Source organism: Pandoraea vervacti (assembly GCF_000934605.2).
In the GTDB taxonomy this organism is placed as follows: Bacteria; Pseudomonadota; Gammaproteobacteria; order Burkholderiales; family Burkholderiaceae; genus Pandoraea; species Pandoraea vervacti.
The window spans coordinates 4,400,480-4,418,369 of record NZ_CP010897.2; the positions used below are offsets into that span (position 1 = coordinate 4,400,480).

General features: G+C 63.8%; 16 protein-coding genes and 1 pseudogene. 10 read left to right on the plus strand and 7 right to left on the minus strand.

The features are described from left to right. Positions 1-40: 40 nt before the first annotated feature. Positions 41-1,608 (minus strand): IS3 family transposase gene (locus UC34_RS19035; RefSeq protein WP_157123100.1). Its coding sequence is split into 2 segments (ribosomal slippage): positions 41-1,170 and positions 1,170-1,608, totalling 1,569 coding nucleotides; the frame shifts between segments, so codons are not numbered across the junction. An 809-nt stretch (positions 1,609-2,417) separates the two neighbouring features. Here UC34_RS19035 and UC34_RS19045 point away from each other — a divergent pair. Together UC34_RS19045 and UC34_RS19050 are read left to right on the plus strand one after the other, a co-directional pair. After that, positions 2,418-3,017 carry a GNAT family N-acetyltransferase gene (locus UC34_RS19045; protein WP_084070819.1) on the plus strand — a complete coding sequence of 200 codons (600 nt, stop codon included), beginning with the start codon at positions 2,418-2,420 and terminating at the stop codon, positions 3,015-3,017. A gap of 120 nt (positions 3,018-3,137) precedes the next feature. Continuing rightward, positions 3,138-4,472, plus strand: coding sequence for an MFS transporter (locus UC34_RS19050; protein WP_044458409.1), 1,335 nt, complete (start codon positions 3,138-3,140; stop codon positions 4,470-4,472). A 35-nt stretch (positions 4,473-4,507) separates the two neighbouring features. Here the strand turns inward: UC34_RS19050 and UC34_RS19055 are convergent, their stop codons facing one another. From UC34_RS19055 to UC34_RS19065, 3 genes are read right to left on the minus strand one after another with little or no spacing between them, the layout of a single operon-like run. Then, entirely contained in the window at positions 4,508-4,930 is a 423-nt protein-coding gene (locus UC34_RS19055) for a YeeE/YedE family protein (RefSeq protein ID WP_044456798.1), read from the minus strand. Continuing rightward, complete coding sequence (locus UC34_RS19060; RefSeq protein ID WP_044456799.1) at positions 4,927-5,382, minus strand: YeeE/YedE family protein; 456 nt, start codon at positions 5,380-5,382, stop codon at positions 4,927-4,929. The genes UC34_RS19055 and UC34_RS19060 overlap by 4 nt, the downstream gene beginning before the upstream one ends. A gap of 22 nt (positions 5,383-5,404) precedes the next feature. Further along, positions 5,405-5,767, minus strand: a complete 363-nt coding sequence (locus tag UC34_RS19065) for an ArsR/SmtB family transcription factor (protein ID WP_044458410.1) — start codon at positions 5,765-5,767, stop codon at positions 5,405-5,407. Positions 5,768-5,900: 133 nt separating this feature from the next. On the opposite strand from UC34_RS19065, the gene UC34_RS19070 reads away from it, so the two are divergent. Beyond that, a complete protein-coding gene (locus UC34_RS19070) occupies positions 5,901-6,770 on the plus strand; it encodes an MBL fold metallo-hydrolase (RefSeq protein ID WP_044456800.1) in 870 nt (289 codons plus the stop codon). On the opposite strand, the gene UC34_RS19075 is transcribed toward UC34_RS19070, so the two are convergent. Next, positions 6,757-7,662 carry a LysR family transcriptional regulator gene (locus UC34_RS19075; RefSeq protein WP_044458411.1) on the minus strand — a complete coding sequence of 302 codons (906 nt, stop codon included), beginning with the start codon at positions 7,660-7,662 and terminating at the stop codon, positions 6,757-6,759. The two genes, UC34_RS19070 and UC34_RS19075, sit on opposite strands and share 14 nt — an antisense overlap. A 132-nt stretch (positions 7,663-7,794) precedes the next feature. Between UC34_RS19075 and UC34_RS19080 the strand changes: the two genes are divergently transcribed. The 5 genes and pseudogenes from UC34_RS19080 to UC34_RS19100 form a co-directional block, all read left to right on the plus strand. Further along, positions 7,795-8,196, plus strand: a complete 402-nt coding sequence (locus UC34_RS19080) for a tautomerase family protein (protein WP_044456801.1) — start codon at positions 7,795-7,797, stop codon at positions 8,194-8,196. A gap of 228 nt (positions 8,197-8,424) precedes the next feature. Continuing rightward, a complete protein-coding gene (locus UC34_RS19085; protein ID WP_044456802.1) occupies positions 8,425-8,805 on the plus strand; it encodes a YXWGXW repeat-containing protein in 381 nt (126 codons plus the stop codon). A 340-nt stretch (positions 8,806-9,145) separates the two neighbouring features. Next, on the plus strand, positions 9,146-9,904 hold the full coding sequence (locus tag UC34_RS19090; RefSeq protein WP_418303948.1) for an ABC transporter substrate-binding protein: 759 nt from the start codon (positions 9,146-9,148) through the stop codon (positions 9,902-9,904). A 110-nt stretch (positions 9,905-10,014) separates the two neighbouring features. Further along, positions 10,015-10,737, plus strand: coding sequence for an amino acid ABC transporter permease (locus UC34_RS19095; protein WP_044458412.1), 723 nt, complete (start codon positions 10,015-10,017; stop codon positions 10,735-10,737). Between the two features lie 28 nt (positions 10,738-10,765). After that, positions 10,766-11,485 (plus strand): annotated as a pseudogene (locus UC34_RS19100) (amino acid ABC transporter permease); the annotation flags it as partial. Positions 11,486-11,633: 148 nt separating this feature from the next. On the opposite strand, the gene UC34_RS19105 reads toward UC34_RS19100, so the two are convergent. Continuing rightward, the gene (locus UC34_RS19105; protein WP_044456804.1) at positions 11,634-13,922 is read right to left on the minus strand and encodes an NADP-dependent malic enzyme; all 2,289 of its coding nucleotides are present in this window, start codon (positions 13,920-13,922) and stop codon (positions 11,634-11,636) included. Between the two features lie 217 nt (positions 13,923-14,139). Between UC34_RS19105 and UC34_RS19110 the strand changes: the two genes are divergently transcribed. Both UC34_RS19110 and UC34_RS19115 read left to right on the plus strand, forming a co-directional pair. Then, entirely contained in the window at positions 14,140-15,102 is a 963-nt protein-coding gene (locus tag UC34_RS19110) for a LysR family transcriptional regulator (protein WP_044458414.1), read from the plus strand. A 138-nt stretch (positions 15,103-15,240) separates the two neighbouring features. Beyond that, complete coding sequence (locus UC34_RS19115; protein WP_044456805.1) at positions 15,241-16,515, plus strand: autotransporter strand-loop-strand O-heptosyltransferase; 1,275 nt, start codon at positions 15,241-15,243, stop codon at positions 16,513-16,515. Between the two features lie 10 nt (positions 16,516-16,525). On the opposite strand, the gene UC34_RS19120 is transcribed toward UC34_RS19115, so the two are convergent. Further along, positions 16,526-17,542 carry a transporter gene (locus tag UC34_RS19120; RefSeq protein ID WP_044456806.1) on the minus strand — a complete coding sequence of 339 codons (1,017 nt, stop codon included), beginning with the start codon at positions 17,540-17,542 and terminating at the stop codon, positions 16,526-16,528. Positions 17,543-17,890 lie beyond the last annotated feature (348 nt).

Here is a 17,890-nt window from a genome sequence, read left to right on the forward strand (position 1 = left end):
GATCAGGAGTCGGCGCGAGTCAAGGTAGTTGTCGCCTCGATCATGCGGCCAATGACTGCATTTGGAGGGATTCCGAATGCGTTTTTACGACGGAGTCGCGTTCGGGGTTCAGGGTCACCGCACCGATCGGTTCCCAGTTCCGTGTGCTGCCCGACCAGCGCCGGGGATTGCGTTCACGGGCCTGGAGATATACCTCGTGGCGAGCGGCGAGGATCGCGACGTCTTGCCCCGCATGACGCTGCGCAGGGCTGACGTATTGGATGCCGCTGTGCCGGTGATCGTGGTTATACCAGTGCACGAAGCTCGAAGCCCAGGCGCGAGCCTCGTCGAGGCTGGCGAACCCCTTGTCCGGGAACTCCGGGCGGTACTTTGCCGTGCGAAACAGGCTTTCGACGAAGGCGTTATCGTCGCTCACTCGCGGGCGCGAGTACGATGGCTTGACGCCCAGCCAATTCAACATTGCCAGCACGGTCGTGGCCTTGAGGGTCGAACCGTTGTCGCCGTGCAGTACCGGCTTGGCTGTCATGGCATGGATGCTTTCGGCCAGCGCCGTGCGCTTGACCAGATGTGCGGCGTGATCGGAGTCGTCGGTGTCGTGAACCTCGAAGCCCACGATCTTGCGGCTGTACACGTCGAGAATCAGGTACAGGTAGAACCAGCGCCCGACGATTTCGGCCGGCAAGTACGTCATGTCCCAACACCACAGCTGGCGCGGCGCAGTGGCTATGTGCGTGGTCGGCGGGCGACTCTTGCGCGGGGACTTGGCGCGGCCTCGGTGCTGGTTCTGCCCATGCTCGCGCAGCACACGCTGGAAGCTCGATTCGCTGGCCAGATACACACCTTCGTCGGCCAGCATCGGGACGATGCGCGCCGGCGGCATGTCGGCAAAGCGCGGCTCGTTGGCCACTTGCAGGATCTGCTCGCGCTCTGCTGGCGTCAGCGCATGGGCCGGTGTCAGCCGCACCGCGTTGGACCTTCCATCACCCGATACGAGCCCTTGGCTGGCCTTCCAGCGCTGCAGGCTGCGCTCGTCGATGCCAGCGATCTCGCAGGCCTGCTCCAGCCGCGCGCCGGCCTGTTGAGCGGCTTCGATGTCGTGGGCCAGGGTCTGGCGATCTTCGAGCCCGATCATTCGTCCTCGCTTCTGTTTTTGTTGAAGATCGCCTCGACTTTTTTTGATAGCACCAGCAGAGCTGCTGCCTCAGCCAGAGCTTTTTCCTTGCGGCGCAGTTCTCGCTCGAGCTCTTTGATGCGACGACGGTCGTCCTTGGTCTGCTGGGGACTGGCGCGCTTCTGCGCAGGCCCGGCAAGTGCTTGCGTTGCGCTGTCGCGCCATTGCTGTAGTTCCTGCGGGTACACGCCGTGTTCGCGACACCAGCCACCGCGGGCAGCCTCGTCCATGGCTGCCGTGGCAATCACCGCTTCCAGGCGCGCCGCGGCCGTCCAGTTGCGCTCGCGTGCGGGCCCGGCCAACTCCTCACTGCGCCAGCGCTCCAGCGTACTTGTGCTCACCCCGGTCTCACGCGCCACCACCTCCAGCGGGGCGCTCTCCGGCGGCAGCAACCGAGCTACCGCTCTGTCCTTAAATTCTTGTCCGTATCGAGCCAACTTGTTCTCTCATCATCACCCCCTTGCTGTGGGAAACCGCAGGAGGAAGGCCGCCGCCTACGGCGCCGGCCTTCCTCCTACATCTACGAAACTTGAATCGGTCGAAGATCCAAGTTCTATCGGGGCGACAACTATTCTGCCTCGGGGGGGAGTCCACGCGGCGTTATTAGTTCACGCTTCATGGTGCAAGACGCGGAAAGCTTTCCTCGCCTCACAGACGGACATTCAGACAGGCCGACTTCACGCAGGATTCGAGGCGTCAGAATATACGATCACAAATATTTAATTGCATTCCGATCATTCTGTTATCCGAACCACTGTAATCATTCGGACAATGCTTGCGAGGACGCCGCAATTTACGGATAAGGTAAGTGGCAGTTTTAGTTGGAAGATTCCTCGGATTTCGTCAATTGACACGAGGATGCCGATGTCATGCCCTGCGCGTTCGTCCCACTGAACGCTATCGTGCACTATTGCGTTCCGGGTGAGCGCGGCACAAAGATATCTTCGGCAGGCCATTTTTTCGGGGACGAGCGGAAGTCGTGTCAGAAATAAATCCGCACATGGGGACGCTTCCGAAATACGTTGACGTATACGTCAAACTCGTACGCCAATCTGTTTTCACGAATTCAGGAAGTTTTCGTAAGATGAGCGAATGCGCTGGCATGTCAATTCGTGCCAAGACGCCGTGCGGCAAGGCTTTTGGCGTGATACATCAGAGTTTTTCGGCCTAATTAAGCTTTCGCTGATTTGCCGAAAAACCCGATTATCGATCGGAATTAGAGTTGATTCCCTATGGATTTGAACGCATGACGACATCGACAACAACGTCCGTCTCGCCCTCGCCTTTCGATACCGAGGCCCCGTCGATTGCCACCGAGCGCACGATTCTGCGCCAGTGGCGAACGGACGATTTGCCGCTGTTCGCCGCCCTCAATGCCGATCGCGAGGTCATGCGGCATTTCCCTACGACGCTCGACCGGACGCAAAGCGACGCCGTGGCGCGACGTCTGGCGCAGCACATCGAGACCCACGGTTATGGTCCGTGGGCCCTCGAAATCCCGGGGGTCACGCCGTTCGCCGGCTTTGTCGGCCTGATGCGCGTGGGATTTGATGCGCCGTTTGCGCCCGCGGTCGAGATCGGCTGGCGACTGGCGCGGGCGTGGTGGTCCAGGGGATACGCGACGGAAGCCGCCGCGGCCGCTGCGCGGTATGCCTTCGATACGCTGAACCTGGACGATCTCGTGTCCTTTACGGTCCCGGGCAACGTTCGCTCCCGTGCGGTGATGCAGCGCATCGGCATGCGCCACTGCCCGGACGAAGACTTCCTCCACCCGCTGGTTCCGCCCGGCCATCGCTTGCGGCGGCACGTGCTCTACCGGCTCGATGCCGCTGATCTGGTGCGCTGAACCGCAGCGATTGAAGCGCCCGCTTAAAACGTGGGAGAATCCGGATCTTTGCGCCAGCCGTCCCCCCCAATCGTGTCGCGCGCCGTCATCATCCCCCTCATCATCGCCTGCGCCTTGTTCATGGAGAACATTGACGCTACGGTGATCACCACATCGCTGCCCGCCATGGCACGCGACCTGCATCAGGATCCGATTTCACTGAAAATGGCGCTGACCGCCTATGTGGTGGGCCTCGGCATCTTCATTCCCATCTGCGGATGGGTCTCCGACCGGTTCGGGGCACGCAACGTCTTTCGAACGGCCATCGCCATTTTCATGGTCGGCTCGATTCTGTGCGCCGTGTCGTTTTCGTTGCCGACGTTCGTCTTCGCGCGCTTTCTGCAAGGCGTAGGCGGCGCCATGATGGTTCCCGTGGGACGCCTCGTCATCTTTCGTGCCGTGCCCAAACACGAACTGGTCAAGGCGATCGGGTACCTGACGATGCCGGCACTGCTCGGGCCGGTCATCGGTCCGCCGCTGGGCGGCGCCATCACCGCCTACCTTCACTGGCGCTGGATCTTTTTCATCAACATTCCGGTGAGCCTGCTCGGCATCTACCTCGCAGGCAAATACATCGACAACGAACGCGGTGGCGACGCGGGACGTCTCGACACGCGCGGCTTCGTGCTCTCCGCGCTCGGCAGCGGTCTGCTCATGCTCGGCCTGGCGATGGTCGGCGAGCATCAGGTCAGCGACACTGTTGTGATCGCCATGTGCGTGCTGGGCGGGGTGTTTCTCTACGCCTACTGGCGGCATGCCAACCGGGTGGAGGCGCCGTTGCTCGACTTCCGGCTCATGCGCATTCCGACGTTCCATGCGAGCGTCGTCGGCGGCTCGCTCTTTCGTATCGGTCTGGGCGCCGTGCCCTTCCTGCTGCCGCTGGCGTTGCAGGAAGGCCTGCATATGGACCCTTTCGCGTCCGGCATGATTACCTGTGCGTCGGCGTTCGGCGCGATTTTCATGAGGGCGATTGCGCAGCGCGTGCTGACGCGATTCGGTTTCCGACGCGTGCTGATCGTCAATGCCGCGCTGGCGGGGCTGGCGCTCGCTTCTTACGGTCTCTTCACGCACGACACGCCCGTGATCGTGATGCTCGCCGTCGTGGCCTTCGGCGGATTCTTCCCGTCGCTGCAATTCACCTGCCTGAACTCGATCGTGTATGCGGACATTGCCAGCGAAGACGCGAGTCGCGCGACCAGTCTCGCGAGCGTCGTGCAGCAATTGTCGTTGGGACTGGGCGTGACAATTTCGGGAATGGTCTTGCAGGCAAGCAGCCGGCTGGCCGGCCACAACCAGTTGGTCGCGAGCGACTTCCTTCCGGCCTTTCTGGTCATCGGCCTGTTCTCGCTGCTCTCGATTCCCGTGACGCGACAATTGCCCGCCGACGCGGGCACGGAACTGGCGCGCCGACACTGAGCAGGCGTTCGTCCGGCAAGCGCATGTCGGGTTTGCTACCTGGCGTCCGACCGGGTGGCGACGGCATGAATGGCCATGCCGACGACCATGGCCACCACGAACCACAGCGCCTTGCCCGAGCCAGCGCCGAGCAATACCAGCGCCGGGCCGGGGCAAATACCGGCGATCCCCCAGCCCACGCCGAACAGCAACGCCCCGATCACCAGCCGCTTGTCCACGGTGCGCGCCGCTGGCCAGACGCGCGGCTCGCCCGTCCACGCCAGCGCTTGCGAGCGTGCCAATCGAAACCCGATGAGGCCGACGGCGATCGCCCCGCCCATGACGAACGCGAGTGACGGGTCCCATTTGCCCGTCACATCGAGAAACCCGAGCACTTTGGCCGGATTCGCCATCCCCGCGAGAATCAGTCCCACGCCGAAGACGAGCCCGCCGACCCAAGCGAAAACGAGCTTCCTCATACCGCACCTCCGACGCCGGCGATGCCCAGCACGTGGCGCACGACATAGACCGTCAGAAAGCCCGTCGCCATGAAGCAGAGCGTGGCGACGAGCGAGCGCCACGACAATCGCGACAGGCCGCATACGCCGTGGCCGCTCGTGCATCCCGATCCGAGGCGCGTGCCGAAGCCGACGAGTCCGCCCGCCACGATGAGCATCGTCGTGCTGGCGTCGACCTGCGCTTCGGGCACGACGGTCACGGCGCGGTACACCCACGGCGCAACCATCAGCCCCACGATGAACGCCACGCGCCAGCCCACGTCGCCCGCTCGCGGGCGCAACAACCCGCCGGCGATACCGGAAATACCGGCGATGCGCCCCGAGGACAACATCAGCCAGACGGCCGCCAGGCCGATCAGTACGCCGCCCGCGAGCGACGCCCAGGGCGTGAAATTCAGGGTATCGAGTGTCATCGCAGCGGCCTCCGTGACGCCATCAGGATTTCGGACAGAATTGTTCGTAGAGACAGGCCAGAACGGCGAGCACCGCGCCATCGGCCACGGCGTAATAAATACGTTTGCCGTCGCGTCGCGTCGTGACCAGGGCCTCGCTGCGCAGCACGGCGAGCTGCTGAGAAAGCGTCGGTTGACGGATATCGAGTTGCGCCTCCAGTTCGCCGACGGACAGTTCGCCCTGCGTGAGCTGACACAGAATCAGCAAACGGTCTTCGTTGGCGAGGGCGCGCAGCAATGCGCTTGCGTCCCGCGCGGCGCTGCGCAGACGTGCAATGTCCAGCGGCGCGACAGTGTCGTGCGGCGCAGCGGCGCGCACAGGGGATAGCGCAGTGGCTCGTGGCATGGCAGGATCGATGCGAATCAGAAAGCTGCGAGACGTGACGAGATGCCGCGCCCCTTTGCGAAATGTCACGCATATCGCTGACACTTTACTGATTTATAATATATGAATCGATAAACTTTTGCAGGAGCCGGTCATGTCAGCCACGCCAGCACACATCGAAGCCTTCTTCGACACCGCGACTTCCACGGTGACGTATGTCGTTTTCGATGCGCCGGGCGGACGCGCGGCCATCATCGATCCGGTACTTGATTACGACCCGAAGGCCGGGCGCACGCACACCGGCTCCGCCGAGCGAGTCCTCGCCTTCGTCGCCGCACAAAAGCTCACCGTCGACTGGATTCTCGAGACGCACGCACACGCCGACCACTTGTCGTCGGCGCGCTGGCTCAAGGAACGCGTCGGCGGGCGCATCGCCATCGGCGCCCATATCCGCGACGTGCAGCACGTCTTCAAGAAGCTGTTTCATCTTGGCGCCGACGTGCCGCCCGACGGGTCGCAGTTCGACCATCTGTTCGAGGACGGGGAGACTTTCGCCATTGGCGCGTTGCAGGCCGAGGCGCTCTTCGTGCCCGGCCACACGCCCGCCGACATGGCGTATCGCGTGGGCGACGCGGTCTTCGTCGGCGACACGCTCTTCATGCCGGATGTGGGCACCGCGCGCTGCGACTTCCCCGGCGGCAACGCACACACCCTGTTCCGTTCGATTCGTCGTTTGCTGTCGCTGCCGGCGTCGACACGCCTTTTCATGTGTCACGATTACCCGCCCGCCGGGCGCGCCGCCACCTGGCAGACCACCGTGGGCGAGCAACGCCGTGCGAACATCCACGTGCATGACGGCATCGACGAAGACGCCTTCGTCGCCATGCGCGAAGCGCGCGACCGTACGCTCGACATGCCGACGCTGATCCTGCCCGCCGTGCAAGTCAACATCCGGGCAGGCGACATGCCCCCGCCGGAAGCGAACGGCACGCGCTATCTGAAGATTCCGCTCAACGCGCTGTAACGCCTGCGGGCGCGCTCAGTTGTTCCGCCAGCGCGTCGCGCGCCTGCGTGACCCACGCCGGCTCGCCGCGACGCGCAGGCAGTAGATGGAATTCGGCCTGCGGCAGCGGCGGCAAGCGGCGGCCAGGCATCAGCGATTCGATGCGCGCCAGCGACGGCCCCGCCGCCGATGCGTTCAGACACGCCACCCCGAGCCCGGCATTCAGCGCGAGCTGCAATCCGGCCACGCCCGACGCCACATGCGCAATCGTGTAAGGCACGTGCTGCTCGTCGAGCCATTGCGTGGTGAAGCGATGCAGCGCACAGGTGTCCGGCAGCACCAGCAACGGCAGCGACGCGTTCGCTTCAAGCACGAAGTCCGGCGCCGCAACCCAGTCGAGCGACTCGCGCCCCAGCGTGCGCGTACCGGCCACGGCGTCGCGCCCAAGCGATTTGCCGAGCACCCGCATCGACAACCCGATGTCGAAATCGCCCGTCTCGTAGCCGCTCTCGATCACGCCGCTCTTGAGAATCGTCACGTGGATACGCAATGACGGATACGCCACCCCCAGGTGACGCAACATGCGGGCCACGTCTCCCGGGCGAAAGTAGTCGGTGATCGCAAGTCGTAGTTCTCCCGCCAGCGAAAACCCACGCACGTCGTGCCAGGCATGTTCCGACTGGGCGATCAATTGCCGCGCGTGTCCGAGCAGGCGCTCGCCGGCCGGTGTTGTCGACACGCCCTGCTTGCCGCGCGTGAACAAGGTCACGCCAACGCGCTCTTCGAGCTTCCTCATCTGCTCGCTCACCGAGGACTGCGACAAGAACACACGCGGGGCGGCGGCCGAGAGACTTCCCGCCTCCGCCACCGCAACGAAGGTTCGCAACTGATCGAAGTCGAATCCGGGAGCCATGACGATATCCATTAACAAAACCGATGGATGAAATCGTATATTCCCGCTTTTCCGATGTCAAATCACTCCCTAGACTGGAGTCGTTGTCTTCCTCGACACCCCAACGACGGTCTTTTCTCTGGAGTTTCCACCATGCCGCACATCGTTCTGCAACTCTCGGGCACGCCCGATGACACGCTCTCCCGTCAGGCCGTTCGCGCCGTATCGCAATTGACGGTCGACACCCTGCACAAGGCCCCGGAGGTGATCGCCGTGACCGTGGACTACATTCCTCACGAGCGCTGGTTCATCGGTGGCGCACCGCTCTCCGAACAGGGCAAGAACGCTTTCCATCTGGACATCAGCGTGACGGACGAGACCAACACGAAAGCCGAAAAGGCGCGTTTCATCGCGCAGGTATTCGAGACGCTCTCCGGGATTCTCGGCAACGTTCACGAGTGCTCGTACATCCACGTGATCGACGCGCGTGCCGCCGCCTATGGCTACGGTGGACGCACGCAGGAGTATCGGCACCAGCGCGCACCGGCGCTTTGATCGTTCGTAAAAATCCTGACCAGCGTGGATCGCGCCGCGCATGCCGTGACGGCGACACTGGCAATCCCGAGTTCGCCTGCCAGTGTCGCCAGATCCTTTATTCCTGCGAACTCTGGCGGCATGCATCGAAACACTTTCAACACTTTCTTACGACTATTAGCTTCGTCACCGACGCGTCCCCTCGTACGATGAAGGCGTACCAACACTTTGCTTTCCAAGGGGGCGAACATGAAAAAACTGACACTGACCATCGCACTTGTCGCTGCCACGCTCGGCGGCGTTGCCGTGGCGCCCGCCCATGCCCAGGTGGGCGTATCGATCAGCATTGGCGCGCCGCCTGCGCCGCGTTACGAGCCGGTCCCGCCGCCGCGTGCGGGCTATGTCTGGGCCCCGGGCTACTGGGATTGGGACGGTCATCGCCATGCGTGGCGCGACGGCCACTGGGAGCGCGCACGTCCGGGCTACGCCTATCGCGCACCGGCCTGGCATCAGGGCCCGCACGGCTGGGAACTGAACCGCGGCGGATGGGATCGCGGCGGCCCGGATCATCATGACAATCGCGGCCACGATCACGACCATGACCATGACCATGACCGCTATCACGGGTAAACGTCTCGCCACCTGACGCGCGCCTTAGGCGGCGTGCGAGCGCGAACCCGTCATACCCTCCCGAAACGCCGGTGCTTATCTGCACCGGCGTTTTGCTAAGAAAAATCGGTTGGTTGGGCATACGCGTTCGCACCGTTATCGTTGTTATCCGCTCGCTGCTACCCGCAGCCAGTGTCCCCGTCGACGTCTGTCCGCTCAAGTGTCGACGACTTCGGGACACATACGGATCAACGAAAACGGAGCCCAACAGGCCATGCATAACAAGACTCACTCACCACGCGCTCGCTTCGCTGTTTCTTCCCTCGCCGCCGCCCTGCTCTCCATCGCCGCCCTCGCGCCGATGGCCGCCCACGCCGACAAGCTCGACGACATCAAAAAAGCCGGTGTGCTGCGCGTCGCGACATTCGACAGCAATCCGCCTTTCGGCTATGTGGACGCGAAGTCGCACAAGATCGTCGGTCTCGATGTCGACTACGCCAAGGCCCTTGCCGACAAGCTCGGCGTGAAGCTTGAGCTGCAACCGACGAATCCGGCCAATCGCATCCCGTTCCTCACGTCGAAGAAGGTCGATCTCGTACTGGCCAACTTCACCATTACGGACGAGCGCGCCAAGCAAGTCGACTTCAGCATTCCTTACTTCTCGTCGGGCCAGCAGTTCCTGGCGAAGAAGGGCACGCTGTCCTCGCCCGACCAGATCAACACGCTGCGTATCGGCGCCGACAAGGGCACGACCAACGAAATCACGCTGCGCGAGAAATTCCCGAAGGCCACCATCGTGGCATTCGACGACACGCCCTTCGCATTCGCGGCATTGCGCACGGGCACCGTGCAGGCGATCACGCAAGACGGTCCGAAGCTCGTCGGTCTGCTCGCCAACGTGCCGGACAAGCAGAACTACGAAATCCCCGCCTTCACGATCTCGAACGACTACATGGGGGTCGGCGTGCCCAAGGGCGAGCCGCGTCTGACGGCTTTCGTCAACGACACGCTGCGCGATCTGGAAAAGGACGGCACCGCCGCCAACATCTACGACCGCTGGTTCGGCCCGAAGTCGCCGCAGCCGTTGCCGCGCCTGTTCAAGATCGGCGACAAGGCCTGAGCGGGCTTTCGTCCAACGCCTGACGCTTGCCCGTCGGCCATGGCCGGGGCGCATGGGATGAGAGCCCCATGCGTGCCCGGCGTTTGACGTTCTGCATGGGAATTTTCGTCATGATCGACTGGCTCGCCCCGAAGTATCTCGGCTGGCTGCTGAGCGGCTTCGGCGTCACGCTCGCGCTCGCGGTTGCAGCGAGCGCCGCTGCGACATTGCTCGGCTTCGTGCTCGCCGTCGCACGCAATTCGGACCGCCCCCTGTTCGCGCGCCTGGCCGCCACCTTCGTCGCGCTCATGCGCAACACCCCGCTGCTCGTGCAACTCTTCTTCTGGTATTTCGGCGTGGCTGCCCTGTTGCCGGCGAGTGCCGTGCAATGGTTGTCGCAAACGCACGTCTGGCACGTGGTGCTGTTCGACATCCGCTGGCCGACGCTGGAAACCCTTGCCGGTTTCGTCGGTTTGACGATCTACACGACCGCGTTCATCGGCGAAGAAATTCGCGCCGGTCTGCGTGGCGTGCCTGCGGGGCAAACACACGCGGCGGCCGCGCTCGGCCTGAGCCGCTTTGCCATCTTCCGCCATGTGGTGTTGCCGCAAGCCGTGCGTATCGCCATGCCGCCCCTCTTCGGTCAGTACATGAACGTGGTGAAGAATTCGTCTCTGACCATGGCCATCGGGCTGGCGGAACTCTCCTATGCCTCGCGGCAAGTGGAGACGGAGACGTTCAAGACGTTTCAGGCGTTTGGCGTCGCCACGCTGCTCTACATTGGCGCCATCGCCCTGATCGAAGCCGTGAGCATGGCCACGACGCATCGCCACGCCGCCGCGCCTTCGCGCTGATCTCGCGCGCCGACCCCTCTCGTTGCCCATGAACTTTTCCGCCGTACTCGACAACCTGCCTTACCTGCTGTGGGGCAACTTTCCCGACGGACCGCTCTCGGGCGCCGCGCTCACCCTCGTGCTCGCCACGGTGAGTGCGATCGTGTCCGGCGTGCTGGGGCTCGCAGGCGGCATTGCGCTGGCCATGCTGGGCGGTCCGCTGCGATGGGGGCTGACCTTCGTGATCGGCTTCTTTCGGGCGATACCTGTTCTGATGCTGATCTTCTGGACGTACTTCCTGCTGCCGATTCTGTTCGGTGTCGACGTCCCCGGACTGGCTACCGTCGCCTGCGCCCTCGCGCTAATCGGCGGCGCGTATCTCTCGCATACGGTCTACGCCGGGATTCGCGGCGTGGGCACGGCGCAGTGGCAAGCGGGAATGTCGCTTGGGCTCACGCGGGGCCAGGCGCTGCGCCACGTCGTATTGCCGCAGGCGCTGCGCATCATGACGCCGTCGTTCATCAATCAGTGGATTTCGCTGGTGAAAGACACCTCGCTCGCCTACATCGTCGGCGTGGCCGAGCTGTCGTTTCTCGCCACGCAGGTCAATAGCCGGCTGATGGTCTATCCCGCCGAAGTGTTCGCGTTCGTGGCGCTGATCTATTTCGTGATGTGCGGCGCGCTCGAATGGCTTTGCACGCCCCTGCTGGGCAAGCCGCTACGCCCGGAGGCAAAAGATCCGGAAGACAAAACGACGAAGCCCCGGCGGGCCTGGCAGCGCATCGCGTCGATGCTGCCGCCTGACTCGCCGAGGCTTACGAGCGCCGCCGGTTACCTGCGGCGCGTGCGTCGTCTGGCGCATCGCGACCGGCGTCGCACCCCGGAAAACCTCCCGGAGCACCAGCGCCGGGTGGACTTCAGTCGCGATTGGCCTGGATGACGGTGAGCGCCGTCATGTTGATGATGCGTCGCACCGTCGAGCTCGATGTCAGCACGTTGACCGGTGCGCCCACGCCCAGCAGGAACGGACCGACCGCCACGTTACTGCCGGCGCCCGTCTTGAGCAGGTTGTAGGCGATGTTGCCGGCGTCGACGTTCGGGCACACCAGCAGGTTGGCCGCGCCCTTGAGTTTCGAATGCGGCAGGATGCGGCTGCGCAGCGCTTCGTCGAGCGCGCAGTCGCCGTGCATTTCACCGTCGATCTCGAGGTCCGGCGCCTGCGCCGTCACCATGTCCAGCACACGACGCATCTTCGTGCCCGACGCCGCACTGCCCGAGCCGAAGTTCGAGCGCGAGAGCAACGCAACCTTCGGGTTGAGGTTCAGACGCGACATCTGCCTGGCAGCCGCCAGTGTGAACTCGGTGATCTGCTCGGCGCTCGGATCGTCGTTGACGTGCGTGTCGACGAGCGCCACGGTGCGCTTGTCGAGCAGCAGGATGTTCATCGCAGCGTAAGTGTTCGCGCCCGGCTGCTTGCCGATGACTTCATCGACGAATCGCAGGTGATCGTGGTACGCGCCCACGGTGCCGCAGATCATGCCGTCGGCGTCGCCCAGACGGACCATCATCGCGCCGATCAGCGTGAGACGGCGACGCATTTCCACTCGCGCCATTTCCTTCGTGATGCCGTCGCGGCAGCGCAGTTCCCAGTAGCTGGTCCAGTACTGATGGAAACGTTCGTCGTAGTACGGGTTGGTGACTTCCACGTCTTCGCCCAGACGCAGGCGCAGGCCGAACTTTTCGATGCGGGCGAGCAGCACTTCCGGGCGGCCCACGAGAATCGGACGCGCCAGCTTCTCGTCGACGATGACCTGCACCGCGCGCAACACACGCTCTTCCTCGCCTTCGGCAAACACGATGCGCGACTTGCCGCCATCGCGAACGAACTGCTTCGCCGCGGAGAAGATCGGCTTCATGAATGCGCCCGAGTGATACACGAACTGCTGCAACTGGTCGGCATAGGCGTCGAAGTCGGCGATCGGGCGCGTGGCCACACCGTCTTCCATGGCGGCACGCGCCACGGCCGGCGCAATGCGCACGATCAGGCGCGAGTCGAACGGCTTCGGAATCAGGTATTCCGGCCCGAACGACAGGTCGTACGCGCCATAGGCGTTCGCCACGGAATCGTTCACTTCCTCCTGCGCCAGACCGGCAATCGCGTGCACGGCGGCGATTTCCATGTTGCGCGTGATCGTGGTGGCGCCCACGTCGAGCGCACCGCGGAAGATGTAAGGGAAGCACAGGACGTTGTTGACCTGATTCGGGAAGTCCGAGCGGCCAGTGGCGAGCACGGCGTCTTCACGCACGGCGCGCGCGTCGTCCGGAAAGATTTCCGGCGTCGGGTTGGCAAGCGCCAGAATCAGCGGGCGCGCGGCCATCGTCTTGAGCATCTCGGGCTTGAGTACACCGCCCGCCGACAGGCCAATGAACACGTCCGCACCGTCGATCACTTCGGCGAGCGTGCGCTTGTCGGTCTTCTGCGCGAAACGGGCCTTGTCCGGATCCATGCTGGCCGCACGGCCTTCGTACACGACACCGTCGATGTCCGTCGCCCAGATGTTCTCGATGGGCAGGCCGAGGTCGATCATCAGATCGAGGCACGCGAGGGCCGCCGCACCGGCGCCCGAGGTCACGACCTTCACTTCGCGAATGTCCTTGCCGACCACCTTCAGACCGTTGATGAACGCGGCGCTGACCGTGATGGCGGTGCCATGCTGATCGTCATGGAAGACGGGGATCTTCATGCGCTCGCGCAACTTGCGCTCGACGGTGAAGCACTCCGGCGCCTTGATGTCTTCGAGGTTGATGCCGCCGAAGGTCGCTTCCAGGCTGGCGATGATGTCGACCAGCTTGTCCGGGTCGCTCTCGGTAATTTCGATGTCGAAGACGTCGATCCCGGCGAATTTCTTGAACAGGACGGCCTTGCCTTCCATGACCGGCTTGGAGGCGAGCGCGCCGATGTTGCCCAGCCCCAGCACGGCCGAGCCGTTGGTGATCACGCCGACGAGATTGCCACGACCGGTGTACTTGAACGACGCCGACGGGTCGGCGGCGATTTCCTGGCACGGGATGGCGACACCCGGGGTGTAGGCCAGCGCGAGATCGCGTTGCGTCACCAGCGGCTTGCTGGCCGTCACGGAGATCTTGCCCGGAGTCGGGAACTGGTGATATTCCAGGGCGGCCTGGTGATCGTTGCTGTTGCTCATGGCAATGTCGTCCTCGTTGGATGTCTCGGCTGATATCTCGACTCTGGCAAGCGCCGCGAACCGTTCTGGCGACGGCTACCGCCTGTGGCGATCAGAGGTGAGGCCATTCTAGGGAGCCGCCAGCGGGGGGCGATTCTGAATTACTATGGGGGCATCATGTTTTCGTTATAAGCCCCGAGCATCGGGGGTTTCAGAGGATTGGGGACAGATGGCGGCGGTGCCTTTCGATACGGGAGAAGTGATCCGGCGGCTGACGACGCGGCTCAAGATGAAGCATCTTGTGCTGTTGCTGCAGATTCAGCAGCACGGCTCGCTCACGCGGGTGGCGGAGCACATGGCGACAAGCCAGCCGGCCGTCACGAGCGCGCTGGCCGAGCTGGAAAGCATGCTCGGCGGCCCCCTGTTCGACCGCACGCCGCGCGGCATGACGCCCACGCCGCTGGGCGACGTGGTGCTGGCTCGGGCCCAGGCTATGGTGCACGATCTGGACCACCTGACCCGCGATATCGAAGCCGTGATGGCAGGCCATGCGGCGCGCTTGCAGGTCGGCGTGATTCCGTACGTTTCCGGCACGACGCTGGCCGCGGCCATCCAGCAGACGCTCGCCCGGATTCCTCAACGCCTGACCGTCACCCTGCACGAAGGCACCAGCGAATCGCTGATGGCCCAGCTTCGGGATCACACGCTCGACGTGGTGATCGCCCGCGCGGCGGCAAACGTCGATCTCACGCAGGTGCAGTTCGAAGTGCTGCACCACCAGATGCCGCGCGTGGTCGCGAGCCGTCGTCTGGCGGCGCGACTCGGGCGAAGCGCGCCAGTGTGGGCACAACTGGCGGAACTCGACTGGGTGATGGGCGCACCGAACACGCCAATGCGCGACCAGCTCTCCGATCTGTTCCTGCATGCCGGGGTGGTCCCGCCGGTGCCCGTGGTAGAGAGCTTTTCGTCGCGCCTGACCGGGGAGTTACTGGCCAGCAGCGAGCGCGCGGTGTCGTTGCTACCCGCCGACATTGCCGAAGAACTGGTTCGGATCGCAGGCGTCGCCATCGTGCCGTGGTCGCTCACCTGGACGCTGCCGCCCGTTGCGATGTTCACACGTCGTGAAAACCCGCGCGAGACACACCGGCTCTTCACGGAAGCGTTGCGCACCCAGTACCGCACGATGACGGGGACATCCTGACTCACCAGCGCACGAACACGTTCGGAAAGGTGCGGAAAGGTCATTTGGCGTCAAAACCGGTGAATTTCGCGAAATACGGCCTTTTCGGCTCGCTTCCCATGCAATTGGCCGAGGCACGTCCGTCGTAAGGTGTCGTCCATGAACGACGCTGTCTCGCCCCCTTCCGAAACGCACACGCCGTCTGCTGGCACCTTACCGCCGGTGGCGCCATTTGCGCCGTCCCCTCATCAGATCTTTCTGGCGCCCGCGCTGCTGCCGACACAAGTCGGTCCGGCGGGGTTGCGCTTCGATTTCAACGACGGTGCGCGCGTGGTCATTCCCGACTTCGGTCAGCCGTTGCCGTGGCGCGTGCGCATCAGCGATCTGCGCGACGACCGCCCCCTCGCCGACGTCGCCCTGTCCTCCGGCGTGGTGCGCAGCCCGACCAAGTACTACACGCCTTGCGGTATCACGATCTGGCTCAACGACGTGGTGGTCTTCGAGCACCGTTTCGATCTGCGCGATCAGGACGTGCTCGTTCAGTTCCCGCTGGCCGCACTGGGGGACGTACTGGGCTGGCTGCCGTATGCGCTGCGTTTTGCCGACGTGCACGGGTGCCGGCTGGCATGCGTGGTCACCCCGGCGGTGGCGGCATTGTTCCGCGACGCCTATCCGCACGTCGAATTCCTCTCACAGGACAAGGTGGAGCGGCGCAAGTACTACGCGACGTACAACGTCGGCCTGTTCTTCGACGACAAGGACCTGACACAACAGCCCCGTGACTTTCGCGAGACGGGTCTGCATCGCACGGCAGCCCACATACTCGGTGTCGACGATGCCGAGTCGACAGCGAAGACGGCGCTGCCGGACGTATCTCGCCCGATGCCAGATCCCTACGTCTGTATCGCGGTACAGAGCACGGCGCAGTGCAAGTACTGGAACCGGCCGGGCGGCTGGGATGCCGTTGTGACAGGCTTGCGCGAGCGGGGCTTGCAGGTAGTGTGCATCGACCAGAAGCCACGCAACGGCAAGCACGACTTCTGGCAATCGATCCCGGAAGGCGCCATCGACGCGACGGGCGATCTGCCGCTGACCGAACGTGCCCGCTGGCTGATGCACGCCAGCGCCTTCATCGGCTTGTCGAGCGGTCTGTCATGGCTCGCCTGGACCATGGGCACGCCAACGGTCCTCATCTCCGGCTTCACGCTGCCGCACAACGAATTTGCGACACCCTACCGCGTCATCAACACCGACGTGTGCACGGGCTGCTGGCACGATCCGGCGATTCGCTACAACCACGACGACTTCCACTTCTGTCCGAGACACAAAGGCACACAACGCGCCTTCGAATGCACGCGCGAAATCACACCGGAAGCGGTGCTGGCGGCCGTGGATCGGATTCCGGGGGTGAATGAGGCGATGCCGTGCGCGTGAGGTGCGGCGTTCAATCGGGTCGCCGCCGGAATGCCCACCAACCGGCGGCCGCCGTGCCCGTGGCGACGATGGCCACGAGTACCCAGAAGCCATGCGGGTGATCGGCAAGCGGAATGCCGCCCACGTTCATCCCGAAGAACCCGGCCACGATGTTGATCGGCAAGGCGAGCACGGTCACGACGGTGAGCGTGTAAATCGTGCGCTCCGTGCGTTCGCTGACCATCGCCGCGATTTCTTCCTGAAGCAGCTTGATCCGTTCGAGCAACGCCGAAAGGTCGTTGAGCACCACCGCGAATTCTTCCGTCGCCTGACGGAATTCCTGCACATCCTCCGCGTGCCCCCACACCGGCGGGCGACTCAGCAGTCGAAAGAGCGCCGCCGGTTCGGGGGCGAGCAGCCGTTGCAGGCGCACCAGCACGCGACGCAACGACCCCAGATCGGCGCGATTGCTTTCGATGCGTTGTTGCAACAGGCGGTCTTCGACGATATCCACACGGAGGCTGGTCTCGCGCACGATACGTTCGAGGACATCGGCCTGATCGCGCAGCAGATGAACGAGCAGTGCAAGCGGCGTGCGAAAGGCGTCGCCCCGTTTGACGGACGCGCGTAATTTGTCGATCGAGCGAAGCGGTTTCACGCGGCCTGTGACGAGCAGACGCGCGTTGGCAGCAACGCGCAGCGTCGAAATCTCGGATTGCGCGATGTCGAACGCGAAGATGACGTCGTTGATAACGGCCAGGAGCCAGTCGTCGGAATGCTCGATGCGCGTGGAGCGCGAGCCCTCGCCCAGGCTTTCGTAGAACTCGTCGGGCAGACGCATCTGCGCCTTGAGCCACTTCTCGCACGCGGCGTGCGCGAAGTTGAAATGCAGCCAGAGAAAGCCCTCGGCCCGCTCGCCTTTCATGAGCCACGCGAGCGCTTCGCCCGAATCGACCGGTTGCGGCGCTTCGCCGTCGGTAAAGCGGTAGCCGTAGATCAGGCCAGCCTGATCGCAGCCATAAGCGTTGTGAACTAGGTCGGCGAACATGCGCGCAATCCGGGCGAACGGGAGACGATGACGAGATTCGCACCGTGGCTCGGTGGGACTTGCCATCATGACAATGTCACATGTCGTTTTTGTGACAGGGTGGGCGCAATCGCGCCCGGCCGGAGCGGCCGGCATGGCTGGCGACGCGCCGTGCAGCGGGGCGCTGCCGGGAACTCCGATACGCGGCGTTCGTCAACGCCATGCTGGTGTCATAAAATCGTCGCATACTGGAGCTCACACCTTCGGGGCGCCATTCGTCCAGTTGCCGGGTCGCCGTGTCGGCCCAGGCGTTGGGCCTATGGCGTGCCTCTTGTGCCTTTGGGCCTACTCGTGTTTTCTGGCCGTAAG